The organism is Bosea sp. 29B (genome assembly GCF_902506165.1).
Lineage (GTDB): Bacteria > Pseudomonadota > Alphaproteobacteria > Rhizobiales > Beijerinckiaceae > Allobosea.
In genome coordinates, this window is record NZ_LR733817.1 from 2,241,548 (window position 1) to 2,257,681 (window position 16,134).

At 68.2% G+C, this 16,134-nt stretch carries 12 protein-coding genes; 3 read left to right on the forward strand and 9 right to left on the reverse strand.

Annotation, left to right across the window (positions count from 1 at the left end; all coding sequences use genetic code 11):
• Nucleotides 1-5: 5 nt before the first annotated feature.
• Nucleotides 6-1,007: a BMP family ABC transporter substrate-binding protein gene (locus GV161_RS10985; protein WP_152013110.1), complete on the reverse strand. Its 1,002-nt coding sequence runs from the start codon at nt 1,005-1,007 to the stop codon at nt 6-8.
• Nucleotides 1,008-1,139: 132 nt separating this feature from the next.
• Nucleotides 1,140-1,910 carry an SDR family oxidoreductase gene (locus GV161_RS10990; RefSeq protein WP_152013109.1) on the reverse strand — a complete coding sequence of 257 codons (771 nt, stop codon included), beginning with the start codon at nt 1,908-1,910 and terminating at the stop codon, nt 1,140-1,142.
• Between the two features lie 126 nt (nt 1,911-2,036).
• On the opposite strand from GV161_RS10990, the gene moeB reads away from it, so the two are divergent.
• Nucleotides 2,037-2,822: a molybdopterin-synthase adenylyltransferase MoeB gene (moeB, locus tag GV161_RS10995; protein ID WP_152013108.1), complete on the forward strand. Its 786-nt coding sequence runs from the start codon at nt 2,037-2,039 to the stop codon at nt 2,820-2,822.
• A 1-nt stretch (nt 2,823) separates the two neighbouring features.
• Here moeB and gshB read toward each other — a convergent pair whose 3' ends face one another.
• The 3 genes from gshB to rsmI all read right to left on the reverse strand — a co-directional run bounded on the left by gshB (nt 2,824) and on the right by rsmI (nt 5,139).
• Nucleotides 2,824-3,771, reverse strand: coding sequence for a glutathione synthase (gene gshB / locus GV161_RS11000; RefSeq protein ID WP_152013107.1), 948 nt, complete (start codon nt 3,769-3,771; stop codon nt 2,824-2,826).
• A 70-nt stretch (nt 3,772-3,841) separates the two neighbouring features.
• A complete protein-coding gene (locus GV161_RS11005; RefSeq protein ID WP_152013106.1) occupies nt 3,842-4,222 on the reverse strand; it encodes a YraN family protein in 381 nt (126 codons plus the stop codon).
• Nucleotides 4,219-5,139 (reverse strand): 16S rRNA (cytidine(1402)-2'-O)-methyltransferase, encoded by a 921-nt coding sequence (gene rsmI / locus GV161_RS11010; protein ID WP_152013105.1) that lies wholly within the window; start codon nt 5,137-5,139, stop codon nt 4,219-4,221. Before rsmI ends, GV161_RS11005 begins: the two co-directional genes overlap by 4 nt.
• Nucleotides 5,140-5,309: 170 nt before the next feature.
• On the opposite strand from rsmI, the gene GV161_RS11015 reads away from it, so the two are divergent.
• Nucleotides 5,310-6,521, forward strand: coding sequence for a penicillin-binding protein activator (locus GV161_RS11015; protein WP_152013104.1), 1,212 nt, complete (start codon nt 5,310-5,312; stop codon nt 6,519-6,521).
• 165 nt (nt 6,522-6,686) lie between these two features.
• Here the strand turns inward: GV161_RS11015 and GV161_RS11020 are convergent, their stop codons facing one another.
• Nucleotides 6,687-8,972 (reverse strand): NADP-dependent malic enzyme, encoded by a 2,286-nt coding sequence (locus GV161_RS11020; RefSeq protein WP_152013103.1) that lies wholly within the window; start codon nt 8,970-8,972, stop codon nt 6,687-6,689.
• A 134-nt stretch (nt 8,973-9,106) separates the two neighbouring features.
• On the reverse strand, nt 9,107-10,942 hold the full coding sequence (locus GV161_RS11025; protein WP_159650217.1) for a methyl-accepting chemotaxis protein: 1,836 nt from the start codon (nt 10,940-10,942) through the stop codon (nt 9,107-9,109).
• A gap of 102 nt (nt 10,943-11,044) precedes the next feature.
• Here GV161_RS11025 and mutS point away from each other — a divergent pair, with 102 nt between their 5' ends.
• On the forward strand, nt 11,045-13,771 hold the full coding sequence (gene mutS / locus GV161_RS11030; protein ID WP_152013101.1) for a DNA mismatch repair protein MutS: 2,727 nt from the start codon (nt 11,045-11,047) through the stop codon (nt 13,769-13,771).
• Here mutS and GV161_RS11035 read toward each other — a convergent pair.
• Both GV161_RS11035 and GV161_RS31120 read right to left on the reverse strand, forming a co-directional pair.
• Complete coding sequence (locus GV161_RS11035; protein WP_152013100.1) at nt 13,755-14,975, reverse strand: TIGR03862 family flavoprotein; 1,221 nt, start codon at nt 14,973-14,975, stop codon at nt 13,755-13,757. The two genes, mutS and GV161_RS11035, sit on opposite strands and share 17 nt — an antisense overlap.
• Nucleotides 14,972-16,015: a GMP reductase gene (locus GV161_RS31120; RefSeq protein ID WP_152013099.1), complete on the reverse strand. Its 1,044-nt coding sequence runs from the start codon at nt 16,013-16,015 to the stop codon at nt 14,972-14,974. The genes GV161_RS11035 and GV161_RS31120 overlap by 4 nt, the downstream gene beginning before the upstream one ends.
• Nucleotides 16,016-16,134 lie beyond the last annotated feature (119 nt).

A 16,134-nucleotide genomic window follows, 5' to 3' on the forward strand; every position in this document is an offset into this window, starting at 1 on the left:
CAAGCTCACATCGTGCACTTGGAATCCGACATGTAGTCGTGGACCTTGACGGTGCCGGCGATGATGTCGGCGCGGGCCTTGTCGGCGGCCGCCTTCATCTCGGGCGTGATCAACGCCTTGTTGTTGTCGTCGAGGGCCCAGCCGACGCCGTCCTCCTTCAGCCCGAGCACCGAGACGCCCGGCTTCCAGGTGCCGTCGCGCGCCTCCTTGAACGAGGTGTAGGCGGCGACGTCGACGCGCTTCAGCATCGAGGTCAGCACTTTGCCGGGGTGCAGCATGTTCTGGTTGGAATCGACGCCGATGCCGAGCTTGCCGGCATCCGCCGCAGCGCGCAGCACGCCGATGCCGGTGCCGCCGGCGGCGTGGTAGATCACGTCGGCACCGCGGTCGATCTGCGACTTGGCGAGCTCGCCGCCCTTCACGGGGTCGTTCCAGGCGGCCGGGGTCGAGCCGGTCATGTTCTGGAAGATCTCGGCGTCCTTCTTGCCGGCCTTGACGCCCTGGACGTAGCCGCACGCGAATTTGCGGATCAGCGGGATGTCCATGCCGCCGACGAAGCCGACCTTGTTGGTCTTCGAGGCGAGGCTGGCGAGCAGGCCGACGAGATAGGAGGCCTCATGCTCCTTGAACACCACCGATTGCACGTTCGGCAGCTCGACGACCATGTCGATGATGGTGAACTTCAGGTTCGGGAATTCGGCTGCGACCTTCTGCAGCGCGGTCGCCTGCGAGAAGCCCACCGCGATGATCGGCGAATGGCCGTCGCGGGCGAAGCGGCGCAGCGCCTGCTCGATCTGGGCATCGTTGGTCGGCTCGAAATCGCGGAACTCGACGCCGGTCTCGGCCTTGAATTTTTCGGCCCCGACGAAGACGCCTTCATTGAAGGATTTGTCGAACTTGCCGCCCTTGTCATAGACGATCGCCGGCTTGATCGCGGTCTGGGCGACGGCCGTCATGGCCGAAAGGGCGACGCCCGCCAGAGCGAGGGCGAGAGATTTCAAACGCATCGAGCCGTTCCCCTGTCACACGCGGAATGGTTGCGCCATTCCTGCCTGCGGTCACGATGGCACGGCTTGCGGACGGGGCCAAGCGGGCTTGGAAGCCCGCCTGGCGATATGTGTCACATATGAACAGTCGCCTCAGCCGCGCTGGATCGAGACGCCGCCATCGGCGAGGAAGGCGGTGCCGGTGACGAAGCTCGACGCGTCCGAGGCGAGGAAGAGCGCGGCGCGGGCGATCTCCTCCGGCTGCGCCATGCGCTTCAAGGCATGGATGCCCTCGACGAAGGCGAGCACTTCCGGGCCGGCGCCCGGCGCATTGGTCGTCGCCGCCGGCGTGTCCGTGCCACCCGGTAGCAGGGCGTTGACGCGGATGCGCTTGCCGCCGAGCTCGGCCGCGAGCGCCTTCATCAGGCCGATCTGGCCGGCCTTGCTGGCTGCATAGACCGACATGCCGGCAAGGCCGGCGGTATAGCCGACGAAGCTCGACGTGAAGATCAGCGAGCCGCCGCCGCGCGCCTCCAGCGCCGGGACCTGGTACTTTGCGCCGAGGAAGGCGCTGGTCAGGTTGATCTCGATCACCTCGTGCCAGCTCGCACTCGACATCTGCCCGATCGGGCCGAGCTCGCCGATGATGCCGGCATTGTTGAAGCCGATGTCGAGCCCGCCGAACTGCTCGGTCGCGGTCTCGACCAACAGCTGCGCCAGCGCCTCCTCTCGGATATCGCCGGCAACGGCGATCGCTTCGCCGCCTTCCGCCTTGATCTCGCCGACGAGCATATCGAGTTCGCTCTGCCGCCGCGCAGTAACGACGAGCCTCGCGCCTTCCGCCGCGAACAGCTTCGCCGCCGCCCGGCCGATGCCCGAGCTCGCGCCGGTGACGATCGCGACCTTGTCCTTGAGTGCCGTCATGTCCCGCTCCTTCGTTCAGACGATGCGACGGGTGATCGCAGTCAGGCGGGCCATGCAGACACCCGCTTCCTGCCACCGCATCGCACCCGATTGCTGGCAGGACCGGATCAGCCTAGCTTGCCGCCCATGACGCTGAACGATGCCGAGATCGAGCGCTATGCCCGCCATCTGGTGCTGCCGGAAATCGGCGGCCCCGGCCAGGCGAAGCTCAAGCGCGCCCGGGTTCTGGTGATCGGCGCCGGCGGGCTAGGCGCGCCATTGATCCCCTATCTCGCGGCGGCTGGCGTCGGCACGATCGGCATCGTCGACGACGACCATGTCTCGCTCTCGAACCTGCAGCGGCAGATCATCTTCGGGTCGGAGGATATTGGGGCGCGCAAGGTTGTCGCTGCGGCCAATTTCGTCACGCGGCTCAACCCGCGGGTCGAGATCGAGGAATACGTCACCCGGATCGACCCGCACAATGCCCGCGCGCTCATCGCCTTCTACGATGTCGTCGCCGATGGCTCCGACAATTTCGCGACGCGCTATGCCGTCTCCGATGCCTGCTTCCACGAAAAGAAGCCGCTGGTTACCGCGGCACTTGGCCGCTTCGACGGCTCTTTGACGACGATCCGCGCGCATGAGCAGGGATCGGATGGGAAACCCAATCCGACCTATCGCTGCCTGTTCCCGCATGAGCCGCCGCCCGGCACGGTCGCGCCCTGCGCGGAGGCCGGTGTGCTCGGCGCGCTTGCCGGCGTGATGGGCTCGCTGATGGCGCTGGAAGTGATCCGGGCGATCACCGGCTTCGGCGAGCCCCTCGTCGGCAAGCTCCTGCTCGTCGACGCCATGGCGATGCGCTTCGAGACGATGAAATACGGCTGGGACCCGGACAATCCGCTGAACGGCGCGGCCGGCGTCGCCGCCTGAACTATTTCGCCGCGCGCTTGGCCTCGATCACATCGAAGAGCTGCGCCGCGAGGTCCGGCCCGCCGAGCTTCTTGATGGCGCGCACGCCGGTCGGGGCCGTGACGTTGATCTCGGTCAGCTTGCCGCCGATCACGTCGATGCCGACGAGCAGCAGGCCGCGCTCCCTGAGCGCCGGACCGATGCGCTCGCAGATCTCAAGCTCGCGCTTCGACAGGTCGGTCGGTCTGGCCGCGCCGCCGCGCACCATGTTGGCGCGCAGGTCGCCGACCGCCGGCACACGGTTGACCGCGCCTGCCGCCTTGCCGTCGATCAGGATGATGCGCTTGTCGCCCTCCGAGACCTCCTTGAGGAAGGCCTGGATCACCCAGGGCTCGCGGAAGAGGTTGGCGAACAGGTCGTAGAGCGAGCCGAAATTCGGGTCGCCCTTGCCGGTCTTGAACACGGTCGCGCCGCCATGGCCGTAGAGCGGCTTCATGACGATCTCGCCGAACTCCTCGCGGAAGGCCTCGATCTCGGCGCGGTCGCGCGTGATCAGGGTCGGCGGCATCAGCTCGGGGAAATGCGTGACGAACAGCTTTTCTGGCGCATTGCGGACTTCGCTGGGATCGTTGACCACCAGCGTCTTCGGATGGATGCGCTCGAGCATATGCGTCGAGGAGACATAGGCCATGTCGAAGGGCGGGTCCTGGCGCAGCAGCACCACGTCGAGCGTCGAGAGATCGGTCCGCTCGGGCTGGCCGAGGGTGTAATGGTCGCCCTCGACGTCGCGTACTTCGACCGGGCTGATCACGGCCGTGACCTTGCCGTCGCGCAAGGTGAGCTTGTCGGGCGTGTAGGTGAAGAGCTTGTGCCCGCGGGCCTGCGCTTCCAGCATCAGGGCGAAGCCGGTGTCGCCGGCGATGCGGACCTTCTCGATCGGGTCCATCTGGATGGCGACGTTCAGCGGCATGGCGGAAGCTCCGGTTGCGGCCGTTATATCGGCTGCGCCCCAGCGGCAGCGCAAGAGGGCTAGCCTTGCGTCAGAGCACGAGCTCGAACACGCGGGGAACATGACGGGGCAGGCGCCAGGGCGCGAGGAAGACCGCGTCGGCTCGCAGGTTGCGCTGCATCGCCCAGGGATTGCGCGCCAGCCATTGCCGGATGCGGGCTTCGATCAGGCGGCGCTTGTCCGGCGTGATTGCGATGGCGGCGTCGTCGAGCGCGGCGCGCGCCTTGACCTCAACGAAGACGATATCGTCGCCGCGGGCCATGATCAGGTCGATCTCGCCGCCCTTGCCGCCGAAGCGGCGCTGCAGCAGGCGATAGCCCTTGAGGCTGAGAAAGGCGACAGCGAGCCACTCGCCGCGGCGGCCGGCGAGGCCGGAATGGCGGGCGCGCCGGCTACGCAGCGCCTCGCTCATGGCGTGCGCGTCAGTTCGAGGGCGCGGGCATAGACGACGCGGCGCGGCTGGCCGCTGGCAGCCGCGACCTGCGCCACCGCCTCCTTCAGCGAGACTCTTGCGAGCGCGGCGCGCAAGGCTTCGTCGAGCGTGTCGCCTTGCACGGCCTGGGTGGAGGCATCGGGCGGGCCGATCACCACGACGATCTCGCCGCGCGCCTCCTCGGCCTCGGCATAATGGGTCGCAAGCTCGGGCAGGGTGCCGCGCCGGACGTTCTCGTAATATTTGGTCAGTTCGCGCGCGACCGCCCCCGATCGCGCACCGAGCACCGCAGCGGCGTCGGCCAGCATCTCGGCGAGCCGGCGCGGCGATTCGAAGAAGACGAGCGTGCCGGGAATGGCGGCAAGCTCGGTCAGCCGGGCTTTGCGGCCGGCGCTCTTCGGCGGTAAAAAACCCTCGAAGAAGAAGCGGTCGGTCGGCAGCCCCGCCAGCACAAGCGCTGCCAGCACGGCTGAAGGGCCAGGTATGCCGGTGACCGGCAAACCTTCCGCCACGACCTCGGCAACGAGCTTGTAGCCGGGATCAGAGACCAGAGGCGTGCCCGCATCCGAGATCAGCGCGAGCTTGCCGCCCTGGCGCAGCTTCTCCAGAATCTTCGGGCGCATCTGCGCGGCATTGTGCTCGTGATAGGGCAGGAGCGGCGTCGCGATACCGTAATGCGCCAGCAGCGTCTTCGAGGTCCTGGTGTCCTCGGCCAGCACGGCGTCGGCGGCGGCGAGCGTCGACAGCGCCCGGAACGAGATGTCCTTGAGATTGCCGATCGGCGTTGCGACGATATGCAGGCCCGGTGCGAGCGGCTCGGCCTCGGCCCGGAGCCCGAAGGCCGCATAGCTCGGGGCGCGACCTGGGGCGGGCGGGGCGGATACAGGGCCGGACATGGCGGCGAAACTGCCACAGCGGCCCGGAAGATGCCACTGCCGGCACAGCAACCTAGAGTTAACAACTTGAAAATAGCCTTGCTCACTGGCAGGACTTGTCCACGGTTCGGAACAAGATTCAGCCGGGGTGGGCGCGTTTCGCGCCTCGCCGAGGAGTGGAGACGAAAACCGTGTCGCGTCAGAGCAAGCTCCTCACTCCGCCCAGCCGCCGTCTCATCCTGTTGTCCGGTGTCGGCGCCGCGCTAGCCGCCTGCAGCGGCGGAACCGGCGGCTTCCCCGGTTTCGATAGCCCCACTGCACCTCAGGCCGGTGGCAATGCACCGCCCAGCGGCCCGACCATCGGCACTGGCTCGGTCAAGGTCGGCCTGATTCTGCCGCTGACGGCCGAGGGGTCCGGCGCGACCGTCGGCAACTCGCTCAAGAACGCCGCCGAGATGGCGCTTGCCGAATTCCCCGGCGCCGACCTCACGCTTCTGGTCAAGGATGACCGCGGCACGCCCGATGGCGCGCAGGCGGCAGCGCAGGAAGCCTTGCGCGAAGGCGCCGAATTGATCATCGGCCCACTCTTCGCGCCGTCCGTCCAGGCGGTCGGTCAGGTCGCCCGCAGTGCCGGCAAGCCGGTGATCGCCTTCTCCAGCGACAGCAACGTCGCCACGCGCGGCGTCTACCTGCTCTCCTTTCCGCCGGAGAACGACGTCAACCGCGTCATCGCCTATGCCTCGGCACAGGGGCGCAAATCCTTCGCGGCGCTGGTGCCGGAGACCGCCTATGGCAAGGTCGTCGAGGGCGCCTTCCAGCAGGCGGTCGCCAATCGCGGCGCCCGCGTCGCGGTGATCGAGCGCTTTGGCTCCGATCAGAACAGCATGCGTGCCGCCGCCACGCGGCTGGCGCCGGCGCTGCAGCAGGCGGACGCGCTGTTCGTACCGGCCGACGCCGCGACGATGCCGACGCTCGGCCTGCTCCTGCAGCAGGCCGGCTACGACCCGGCCAAGGTCAAGCCGCTCGGCACCGGCGTCTGGAACGACGCCAATGTCGCGCGCGTTCCGGCGATCCAGGGCGGCTGGTTCGCTTCGCCGGACACCGCCGGCTTCAACGCCTTTGCCGCCCGCTACCAGAAGCGCTTCAACAGCGCCCCGACCCGCACCGCGACGCTGTCCTATGACGCTGTTTCGCTGGCGGCGGCGCTCGCCCGCACCCAGGGCAGCCAGCGCTTCTCGGAAAGCGTGCTGACCAATGCGTCCGGCTTTGCCGGCGCCGACGGCGTCTTCCGCTTCCGTCCCGACGGGCTGAACGAGCGCGGCCTTGCCGTGCTCGAACTGCGCAACGGCCAGATCGTCACTGTCAACGCCGCCCCGCGCGATCTCGGCCCGCGCACGAACTGACGCTTCGGCGTCTTTCCGGGGCGCGGCGGAGCCGCGAGCCCGGAACCCATATCCGCTGAAGCGACAGAAAAGGGCGGCACGATGGCCGCCCTTTTTATATGATTGCCGTGTTCATGGATTCCAGGCTCGGGCCTTCGGCCCGCCCCGGAAAGACATGGTGATTGCTCACCCGCCGATGTTGAACGCCGCGAGCGCCGCCATGTTGACGATGTCGGAATCCTTGGCGCCGAGCGGCACGATCTGCACCGGCTTGTCGAGGCCGACCAGCAGCGGGCCGATCACGGTGGCGCCGCCGAGCTCCTGCAGCATCTTGGTCGAGATCGAGGCCGAGTGGAACGCCGGCATGACCAGCACGTTCGCCGGTCCGGTCAGGCGGCAGAACGGATACTGCGCCATCAGGTCGCGGTTGAGCGCGACATCGGCCGCCATCTCGCCGTCATACTCGAAATCGACGCGCTGGCCGTCGAGGATCGTCACCGCTTCGCGCACTTTCTCCGAGCGCTCGCCGGCCGGATGGCCGAAGGTCGAGAAGGCGAGCATGGCGACCTTCGGCTCATAGCCGAGCCGGCGGGCGACGCCGGCGGCCTCGATGGCGATCTCCGACAGCTCCTGCGCCGTCGGCATCTCGGTGATCGCAGTGTCGGCGATGAGCACGGTCCGCCCGCGCGTGATCGCGATCGAGACGCCGATCAGGCGGTGGCCGGGCCGGTCGTCGATGACGCGGCGGACCTCTTCCAGAGCGATCGAGTAGTTGCGGGTGACGCCGGTGACCATCGAATCGGCATCGCCGAGCGCGACCATCGCGGCAGCGAAATGGTTGCGATCCTGGTTGATCAGGCGCTGGCAGTCGCGGAAGAGATAGCCGTGTCGCTGCAGCCGCTCGTAGAGGTACTGCGCATAGGCCGAGTTGCGGTGCGAGAGCCTGGCGTTCTGGATCTCGATGCCCTTGGCGGCGAGATCGACGCCGAGATGCTCGGCGGTCTCGTTGATGCGCTCCTCACGGCCGACCAGGATCGCCCTGCCGAGCTCCTGGTTGACGAAGGAGACGGCGGCGCGGATGACCTGCTCCTCCTCGCCCTCGGCGAAGACGACGCGCTTGGGATAGCGCCGCACGCGCTCGAAGATGCGATTGAGCGTGCCGGCGACGGGGTCGCGCCTGGCCGAGAGCTGCGCCTTGTAGGCGTTCATGTCGACGATCGGCTTGCCGGCGACGCCGGAATCCATCGCTGCCCTGGCGACTGCGGCCGGCACGACATGGATCAGGCGCGGGTCGAACGGCACCGGGATGATGTAATCCTTGCCATAGCGCGGGCGGGCGCCCTGATAGGCGGCGGCGACCTCGTCCGGCACGTCCTCGCGGGCGAGCTGCGCCAGCGCCTCGGCCGCGGCGATCTTCATCTCCATGTTGATCGTGGTGGCGCGCACGTCGAGCGCGCCGCGGAAGATGTAGGGGAAGCCGAGCACGTTGTTGACCTGGTTCGGATAGTCCGACCGCCCGGTCGCCATGATCGCGTCCTCGCGAATGGCGTGCACCTCCTCCGGCGTGATTTCCGGATCGGGATTGGCCATGGCGAAGATGATCGGGTTCTCCGCCATGGAAGCGACCATCTCCGGCGTCACCGCGCCTTTCTGCGACAGGCCGAAGAAGGCGTCGGCCCCTTCCAGCGCCTGCGCCAGGGTACGCCGGTCGGTGACCGCCGCATGGGCCGACTTCCACTGGTTCATGCCTTCGGTGCGGCCCTGATAGATCACGCCCTTGGTGTCGCAGAGGATGACGTTGTCGGGCTTGAAGCCCATCGCCTTGAGCAGCTCGGTGCAGGCGATCGCGGCGGCGCCGGCGCCGTTGACGACGAGCCGGGTCGTCTGGATGTTGCGGCCGGTCAGGTCGAGCGCATTGATCAGGCCGGCAGCGGCGATGATCGCGGTGCCGTGCTGGTCGTCATGGAAGACCGGGATGTCCATCAATTCGCGCAGGCGCTGCTCGATGATGAAGCATTCCGGCGCCTTGATGTCCTCCAGGTTGATGCCGCCGAAGGACGGGCCGAGATAGCGCACCGCGTCGATGAATTTGTCGGCGTCTTCGGTGTCGACCTCGAGATCGATCGAGTCGACGTCGGCGAAGCGCTTGAACAGCACCGACTTGCCTTCCATCACTGGTTTGGAGGCGAGCGCGCCGAGATTGCCGAGGCCGAGGATGGCGGTGCCGTTGGTGATCACCGCGACCAGGTTCGAGCGGGTGGTGTAGTCATAGGCGCGGCTTGGATCCTCGGCGATCGCCAGCACAGGCACGGCGACGCCCGGCGAATAGGCCAGCGACAGGTCGCGCTGGGTCGCCATCGGCTTGGTCGGGACGATTTCGAGCTTGCCCGGCCGCCCTTGCGAATGGAAGAGCAGCGCCTCCTGGTCGGTGAAGGTCGGGCGGGTGCGCTTGGGCGGGGAGCGATCGTTCATGCGCTTGTTCTTTTTCACAGGCGTTTCCTCAGGGGGAAACGACCATAGGGCAGCGCCGCTTTCCTCGACAAGCGCGATTGCGCGACAGCAGTTTTCCCGCTGCGGCAGGGATCGGCCTGCGCTCGGATCCGGTTCTAGAGCCCGGCGCGCATGCGCGCGACGCTGTCGCCGACATAGCGGTCGAGCTCGACCGCCTGCTCGCTGACCAGGCGCGCCGCGGCGACGACGCGCACGGCGGCTTCGCCGGTGGCGCGGGCTTCGCCTCCGGCGCTGGCGACGTTCTCGGTGACGGTGGCGGCCGAGCCGGCGACGGCCTGGGCGTCCAGGGCGATGCCCGAAGCGATCGCGCCCTGACCGGTGACGACCTGTGCGATCGCGTCCGAGGTTGTCTCGATCGTCCCCATCGTGCCTTCGATCTGCCCGACGGCGTCGGCGACTGCCGCTGCGGCGCCACGGATCTCCTGCAGCGTCGCGGCGATGTCCTGCGTTGCCTGCTGGGTCTGCTCGGCGAGATTCTTGACCTCGCCGGCGACCACCGAGAAGCCGCGCCCGGCGACGCCGGCGCGCGCCGCCTCGATCGTCGCGTTGAGCGCGAGCAGATTGGTGCGCACCGCGATGTCCTCGATGAAGGCGAGCACGGCGCCGACCTTGTCGGCGGCGACCGCGAGCCCGTCGACATCGGTCCTGGTCGAGCGGACATGCCTGGCCGCCTGCCGGGCGGTCTCGGCGGCGAGATCGGTCTGGCGGGTCAGCTCGCGGATCGAGGCGTCAATCCGCTCGGCCGCATGGGCGACGCTGCCGACGCGCTGCGAGGCGAGCTCGGCCTGCTCCGTCGCTTCCCCGGCGCGGGCGGTGGTGCGGTCGGCATTGGCGGCCATGCCCTGGGCGGCTTCGAGCATGCTGCGGGCGGATTCGCCGACCCGGTGCAGCGCCTTGCCCACGGTCACTTCGAGATTGACGGCGAGCTCCTCAAGCGCGGCCTTGCGCAGCGTCTCGATCTCCTGCCGGCCGGTCGCGAGCGACTTTTCGGTCGTCACGTCGAGCAGGATGCCGTCCCAGATCGTGGTGCCATCGGGCAGGCGGCGCCCCGTCGCCTCGCTGCGCAGCCAGACGACGGCGCCGTCGGCTGCACTGTAGCGCAGTTCGGTTCGGCGGTGCCCGAACTCGTTGGTCTGCTCCTCCTCGCTCGTCGACGAGCAGCGCTGCCGGTCCTCCGGCAGGATTCTCGACAGGAGAACCTCGGGATCGCGCTCGATCGCCTCGCGGCCTATGCCGAGCAATTCGTCCAGGCGGTAGCTGACGAAGCGGTAGCGGCGCTCACCGTCCGGCTGGTCGATCCGCTGATAGAGCGTGCCGGGAACATGATCGAGCAGCGTCTTGTAGCGATAGGCCGTCTCGCGCCGCTCGCGGTCATTGCTGAGGACGAGCCCGACCAGCACGGTGCCGAGCGTACCGACGACGATCATGATCGGCACCGCCTCGGTGAGGAAGCGCTCGGCCGCGGCCCAGCTCGGCATGAAGATGTTCGAGGTGATCAGGCAGCTGGCGCTGATCAGGCTGAGCCAGGCGAGATCGCGCAGCATCAGCGAACGCTTCTGTCGGCCGAGCCACGCGGCATAGATCACGCCCGCGACCGCATGCAGGACGATCCCGGCGATCCCGGTCGGCATGCCGACGCCGCCGAGATTGTAGCGCGCCACCCCCAGCGGGACGGCAGTCAGCAGCGCCGCGATCGGCCCGCCGATCGGCCCTGCCAGGATCGCGAAGGTGTTGCGGGAATCGACCACCAGCCCGGACTGAATCACGAAGGGATTGGCCATGCTGCAGAGGGCACCGGCGGCGAACAGAAGACCGACTGCGAGCTGGCGCAGCAGCGGGCGCTGGTCGATCCAGCTGGCAGCTGCCGTCAGGATCAGGGCCGCAAGCAAAAGGAAAGACAGGCTCTGGATCAGGTTTATGAACAGCGACATGGCGGGCCTTGGCCGGGAACAGCCCATCGACCCTGCTTAAATATGTTGAAAGCAGTCCTAACGGATGGCCTTGCCGGTACGATTTGCTAGCGTGCGCGCCCCATGCGCCACACAAAGCCAGACGACATCGCGGAAGCCAAGACCGCAGCTGCGGCCGACGCCGGCCGCGTCACGCCGATGATGGCGCAGTACGTCGAGATCAAGGCCAACAATCCGGACTGCCTGCTGTTCTACCGGATGGGCGATTTCTACGAATTGTTCTTCCGGGACGCCGAGATCGCCTCGCGCACCCTCGGCATCGTGCTGACCAAGCGCGGCAAGCATCTGGGCGAGGACATCGCCATGTGCGGCGTCCCGGTCGAGCGCGCCGACGACTATCTGCAGAAGCTGATCGCCGCCGGCCATCGCGTCGCCGTCTGCGAGCAGACCGAGGACCCGGCCGAGGCCAAGAAGCGCGGCGCCAAATCGGTGGTGAAGCGCGATGTCGTCCGCCTCGTCACCCCCGGCACCATCACCGAGGAGCGCCTGCTCGACCCCGGTCGGGCGAGCCTGCTCGTCGCCGTCGCCAGGCGCAGGCTCTCGGATGAGGTCTATGCCTATGGCATCGCTGCCGTGGACATCTCGACCGGCCGCTTCGCCGTGCTCGAAACCGACCAGCGCGGCCTTGCCGTCGAGCTCGCCCGCCTGGAGCCGCGCGAGATCGTCTGCCCCGACGCGATCCATGACGATCCCGAGCTCAAGGAATTCTGGCGCGATGTCGCCGCTCCCGTGACGCCGCTGGCGCGCGAGGGGCTCGATCCGGCCTCCGGCGAGCGGCGGCTGAAGGAGTTCTTCGGCGTCGCCACGCTCGATGCCTTCGGCGCCTTCAGCCGTGCCGAGATCGCCGCCGCCGCGGCTGCGCTCGCCTATGTCGAGCGCACCCAGCTCGGCGCCCGCCCGCCCTTGTCGCCGCCCGTCCGCGAGGGGATGAGCGCGACCATGCTGATCGACGCGGCGACCCGCGCCAATCTCGAACTCACCCGTACCCTCGCGGGAGAGCGCGCCGGCAGCCTGCTCGCCACCATCGACCGGACGGAAACGCCGGGTGGCAGCCGCCTGCTCGCCGAGCGTTTAGCCGGGCCATTGACCGATTCAGCCGCCATCGGCAGGCGGCACGATGCCGTGACGTTGCTGGTCGAGACGCCCTCGCTGCGGGAGGCGCTGCGGCGCGACCTGTCGCGCGTGCCCGATATCGCCCGCGCTTTGGCACGGCTCTCGCTCGACCGCGGCGGCCCGCGCGATCTCGCGGCGCTCGGCGCCGGGCTGGAGGCTGCACGCGGCGTCGCCGCCGCGTTGCTGCGCCAGGGCGATCTGCCCGACGAGTTGCGCGAGGCGGCGCTGGCGCTGGGCCGCACCGATCCCGATCTGGCGACGCGCCTCTCCACCACGCTCGCGGACGAATTGCCGCTGCTGAAGCGCGACGGCCGCTTCGTGCGTGAAAGCTTCGATCCGGCGCTAGACGAGCTCCGGCTACTCCAGGTCGATTCGCGCAAGGTGATCGCGCAGCTGCAGGCGCGCTATGCCGCCGAGACCGATTGCCGGACGCTGCGCATCAAGCACAATTCCATGCTCGGCTATTTCGTCGAGGTGCCGCAGGCCGTTGGCGAAACCTTCCTGAGGGAGCCCTGGCGCGCGGTCTTCGTGCATCGCCAGACCATGTCGGATGCGATGCGCTTCTCCTCGGTCGAGCTCGGCGAGCTCGAAGCCAAGATCGCCTCCGCCGCCGACCGGGCGCTGAAGCTGGAGCTCTCGATCTTCGCCGCCCTGACCGAGGCGGTTCTCGCCCAGGCCGAGCCGATCAAGGCGGCGGCGCAGGCGCTCGCGGTGATCGATGTCGCGGCCGCCCTGGCCGAACTTGCCATCGATGGTGGCTGGACGAGGCCTCAGGTCGACGACAGCGCCGCCTTCACCGTCAAGGCCGGCCGTCATCCCGTGGTCGAGGCGGCGCTCAAGCGCCAGGGCCAGCCCTTCGTCGCCAATGACAGCGAGCTGTCCGCGTCAGGCAAAAGCCGCGACGGGCGCATCTGCCTGATCACCGGCCCGAACATGGCGGGTAAATCGACCTTCCTGCGCCAGAACGCGCTGATCGCGGTGCTTGCCCAGATGGGTTCTTTCGTGCCGGCGCAGGATGCCCATATCGGCATTGTCGACCGGCTGTTCTCGCGCGTCGGCGCCGCTGACGATCTGGCGCGGGGCCGCTCGACCTTCATGGTCGAGATGGTCGAGACCGCCGCGATCCTCAACCAGGCCGGACCGCGGGCGCTGGTCATCCTCGACGAGATCGGCCGGGGCACCGCGACCTTCGACGGTCTCTCGATCGCCTGGGCCGCGATCGAGCATCTGCACGAGGCCAATCGCTGCCGGGCGTTGTTCGCGACGCACTACCATGAGCTGACCGCGCTGGCCGAGCGGCTCGACCGCGTCGCCAACGCCACCGTCCGCGTCACCGAGTGGAATGGCGAAGTCGTCTTCCTGCACGAGGTCGTGCCGGGCGCGGCCGATCGCTCCTATGGAATCCAGGTCGCCAAGCTTGCCGGCCTGCCGCTGGCCGTGGTCGAGCGCGCCCGCGCCATCCTCTCCGAGCTGGAGAAGAGCGAGCGCGAAAAGCCGGTCGCGGCCTTGGTCGACGATCTCCCGCTCTTCGCGGTGCAGATGCGCAAGCCGGTGCCGGCAGTGACGCCAGACACCGGTCCCGACGAATTGCGCGAGGCGCTCGCCGGGCTCGATCCCGACGAGATGACGCCGCGCGAGGCGCTGGAGGCGCTCTACAAGCTCAAGCGGCTGAACTAAGCCTACGCCCGATCCCCTCTGCCGCCGCCACCCCCGTGGCGAAGCAGGCCTGCAGGAGATAGCCGCCGGTGGGTGCCTCCCAGTCGATCATTTCGCCGGCTATGAATGTGTCGGGCAGGCACTTCAGCATGAAGTGCCGATCGATCTCGCCCGTGCCGACGCCGCCGGCGGTCGAGATCGCGCGGGCGAGCGAGGCCATGCCGGTGAGACGCAATGGCGCCGCCTTGATCAGGCGCGCGAGCGCTTCAGGTTCAGCAGGCAGCGGTCCCGTCTCCGCCTCGCGCAACACAGCCGCCGCCACCGGCGAAAGCCCCGCCGCCTTGCGCAGATGGTTGCTCAGCGTCTCGCCTGGCCGACGCTTGGCCAGCCGGGTTGCAAGGTCAGGCTCGGTCAGGTCGGGGCGCAGATCGATCGTCAGGATCGCTAGGCCATCTCGGGCGATCGCTTCGCGCAACGGACCGGACAGGGCATAGACCGCCCCGCCTTCGATGCCGCGGGCATCGATCATCGCCTCGCCGAGGACGCGCTGGCCGGCAAAGCCCAGAGCAATCCGCTTCAATGGTAAGCCGGCAAATTTATCTCGCATCAATGCCGACCACGCCACGCTGAACCCGGCGTTGGCCGGACGCAGCGGCGCTATGGCAACGCCCTTCGTCGCCAGAAGTTCGACCCAGGAGCCATCCGCACCAAGCCGCGGCCAGCTCGCCCCGCCGAGCGCCAGCAGGGTCGTGCGCGGCTTCACGATCTCCTCGCCGCCGCCGCGGACGGAGAACCGGAGCGCCCCGTTCTTGTCCCAGCCCGTCCACAGCCGCCCAGCATGCAACTGGACGCCGAGCCCATCGAGTCGCGCCAGCCAGGCGCGCAAGAGCGGGGAAGCCTTCATCGCCTTGGGAAAGACGCGCCCACTCGAACCGACGAAGCTCTCCGCGCCGAGCCCGTCGGCCCAGTCGCGCAGCGCCTGCGGCGGGAAGGCCCGGATCGCCGGCTCAAGCCAAGGGCGGGCTTCGCCATAGCGGCCGAGCAGGGCGTCGAGCGGTTCGGAATGCGTCAGGTTGAGCCCGCCGCGCCCAGCCAGCAGGAATTTGCGCGCCGGCGAGGCCATCCGTTCGTAGATCGCGACCGTGTGGCCGGCCCCGGCCAGCTGCTCAGCCGCGATCAGCCCGGCCGGGCCGGCGCCGATGATGGCGACGTCCGGTCCGCTCAATTGCCGAACACGGTGTTCAATTGGCTGCCGACCATGATGAAGGTCGTGCGCTTCGGCATCTCCTTGAGCCGGACGGCGCCGATATAGGTCATCGCCGAACGCACCCCGCCCATGATCTCCTGCATCGTGCCCTCGACCGGGCCACGATAGGGCACCTCGACGGTCTTGCCCTCGGAGGCCCGGTATTTGGCGACGCCGCCGGAATACCGCTTCATCGCCGTGTCCGAGGACATGCCGTAGAACACCATCGCGACCGGCACCTTCTCGCCATTGCGAGTCTCGTAGCGGATTTCGCCCTCGCATTCGTCATGGCCGGCGAGCATCCCGCCCATCATCACGAAATCGGAGCCGCCGCCATAGGCCTTGGCGACGTCGCCCGGCACGGTCAGGCCGCCATCGCCGCAGACCAGGCCCTTCAGGCCATGGGCGGCGTCAGCGCATTCGATGATCGCCGAGAGCTGCGGATAGCCGACGCCGGTCATCTTGCGGGTGGTGCAGACCGAACCCGGGCCGATGCCGACCTTGACGATGTCGGCGCCGGCCAGGATCAGCGCTTCCGTCATGTCGCCGGTGACGACGTTGCCGGCCATGATCGCCGCGTTCGGGAAGGCCTCGCGCGTCGCCTTGACGGTGTCGACGAACTTCTCGGTGTAGCCATTGGCGACGTCGAGGCAGATCTTGTCGATCGGCGCCTTGGCATGCACCGCCTTCAGCTTGTCATGGTCGGAATCGGTCGTGCCCAGCGAATAGAAGGCGTTGGCCGATCCCTCTTCCTTGAAGAAGGTGATCAGCTCGTCGGCGTCGTAATGCTTGTGCAGGGCGACCATGGCGCCGTGCTTCAACAGGGCTCGCGCCATCGCCATGGTGCCGACCACGTCCATATTCGCGGCGATCAGCGGAAAGCCGCTCCATTCGCGGCCGGTATGCGCGAAGCGGAAGCTCCGGTTGACGTCGACCTCGGCGCGGCTGCCGAGCGTCGAGCGCTTCGGACGGATCAGCACGTCGCGGAAGTCGAGTTTCGGATCGTTCTCGATGCGCATGATCAAAGCTCCGGCGGCTGGCGCAGACGGTGAAAAAGCGCACGCGGCGAAAGGGAGCGTGCCGGGATTCATAGCTGCTCGGACCCCCAGGAGCAATGCGTGGAGCGAAGCTGGAATTC

What these genes read in the sequence shown, in the direction of transcription:
- GV161_RS10985 (WP_152013110.1), bottom strand. Translation starts at nt 1,007, where the DNA reads ATGCGTTTGAAATCTCTCGCCCTCGCTCTGGCGGGCGTCGCCCTTTCG.
- GV161_RS10990 (WP_152013109.1), bottom strand. Translation starts at nt 1,910, where the DNA reads ATGACGGCACTCAAGGACAAGGTCGCGATCGTCACCGGCGCGAGCTCG.
- moeB (WP_152013108.1), top strand. Translation starts at nt 2,037, where the DNA reads ATGACGCTGAACGATGCCGAGATCGAGCGCTATGCCCGCCATCTGGTG.
- gshB (WP_152013107.1), bottom strand. Translation starts at nt 3,771, where the DNA reads ATGCCGCTGAACGTCGCCATCCAGATGGACCCGATCGAGAAGGTCCGC.
- GV161_RS11005 (WP_152013106.1), bottom strand. Translation starts at nt 4,222, where the DNA reads ATGAGCGAGGCGCTGCGTAGCCGGCGCGCCCGCCATTCCGGCCTCGCC.
- rsmI (WP_152013105.1), bottom strand. Translation starts at nt 5,139, where the DNA reads ATGTCCGGCCCTGTATCCGCCCCGCCCGCCCCAGGTCGCGCCCCGAGC.
- GV161_RS11020 (WP_152013103.1), bottom strand. Translation starts at nt 8,972, where the DNA reads ATGAACGATCGCTCCCCGCCCAAGCGCACCCGCCCGACCTTCACCGAC.
- GV161_RS11025 (WP_159650217.1), bottom strand. Translation starts at nt 10,942, where the DNA reads ATGTCGCTGTTCATAAACCTGATCCAGAGCCTGTCTTTCCTTTTGCTT.
- mutS (WP_152013101.1), top strand. Translation starts at nt 11,045, where the DNA reads ATGCGCCACACAAAGCCAGACGACATCGCGGAAGCCAAGACCGCAGCT.
- GV161_RS31120 (WP_152013099.1), bottom strand. Translation starts at nt 16,015, where the DNA reads ATGCGCATCGAGAACGATCCGAAACTCGACTTCCGCGACGTGCTGATC.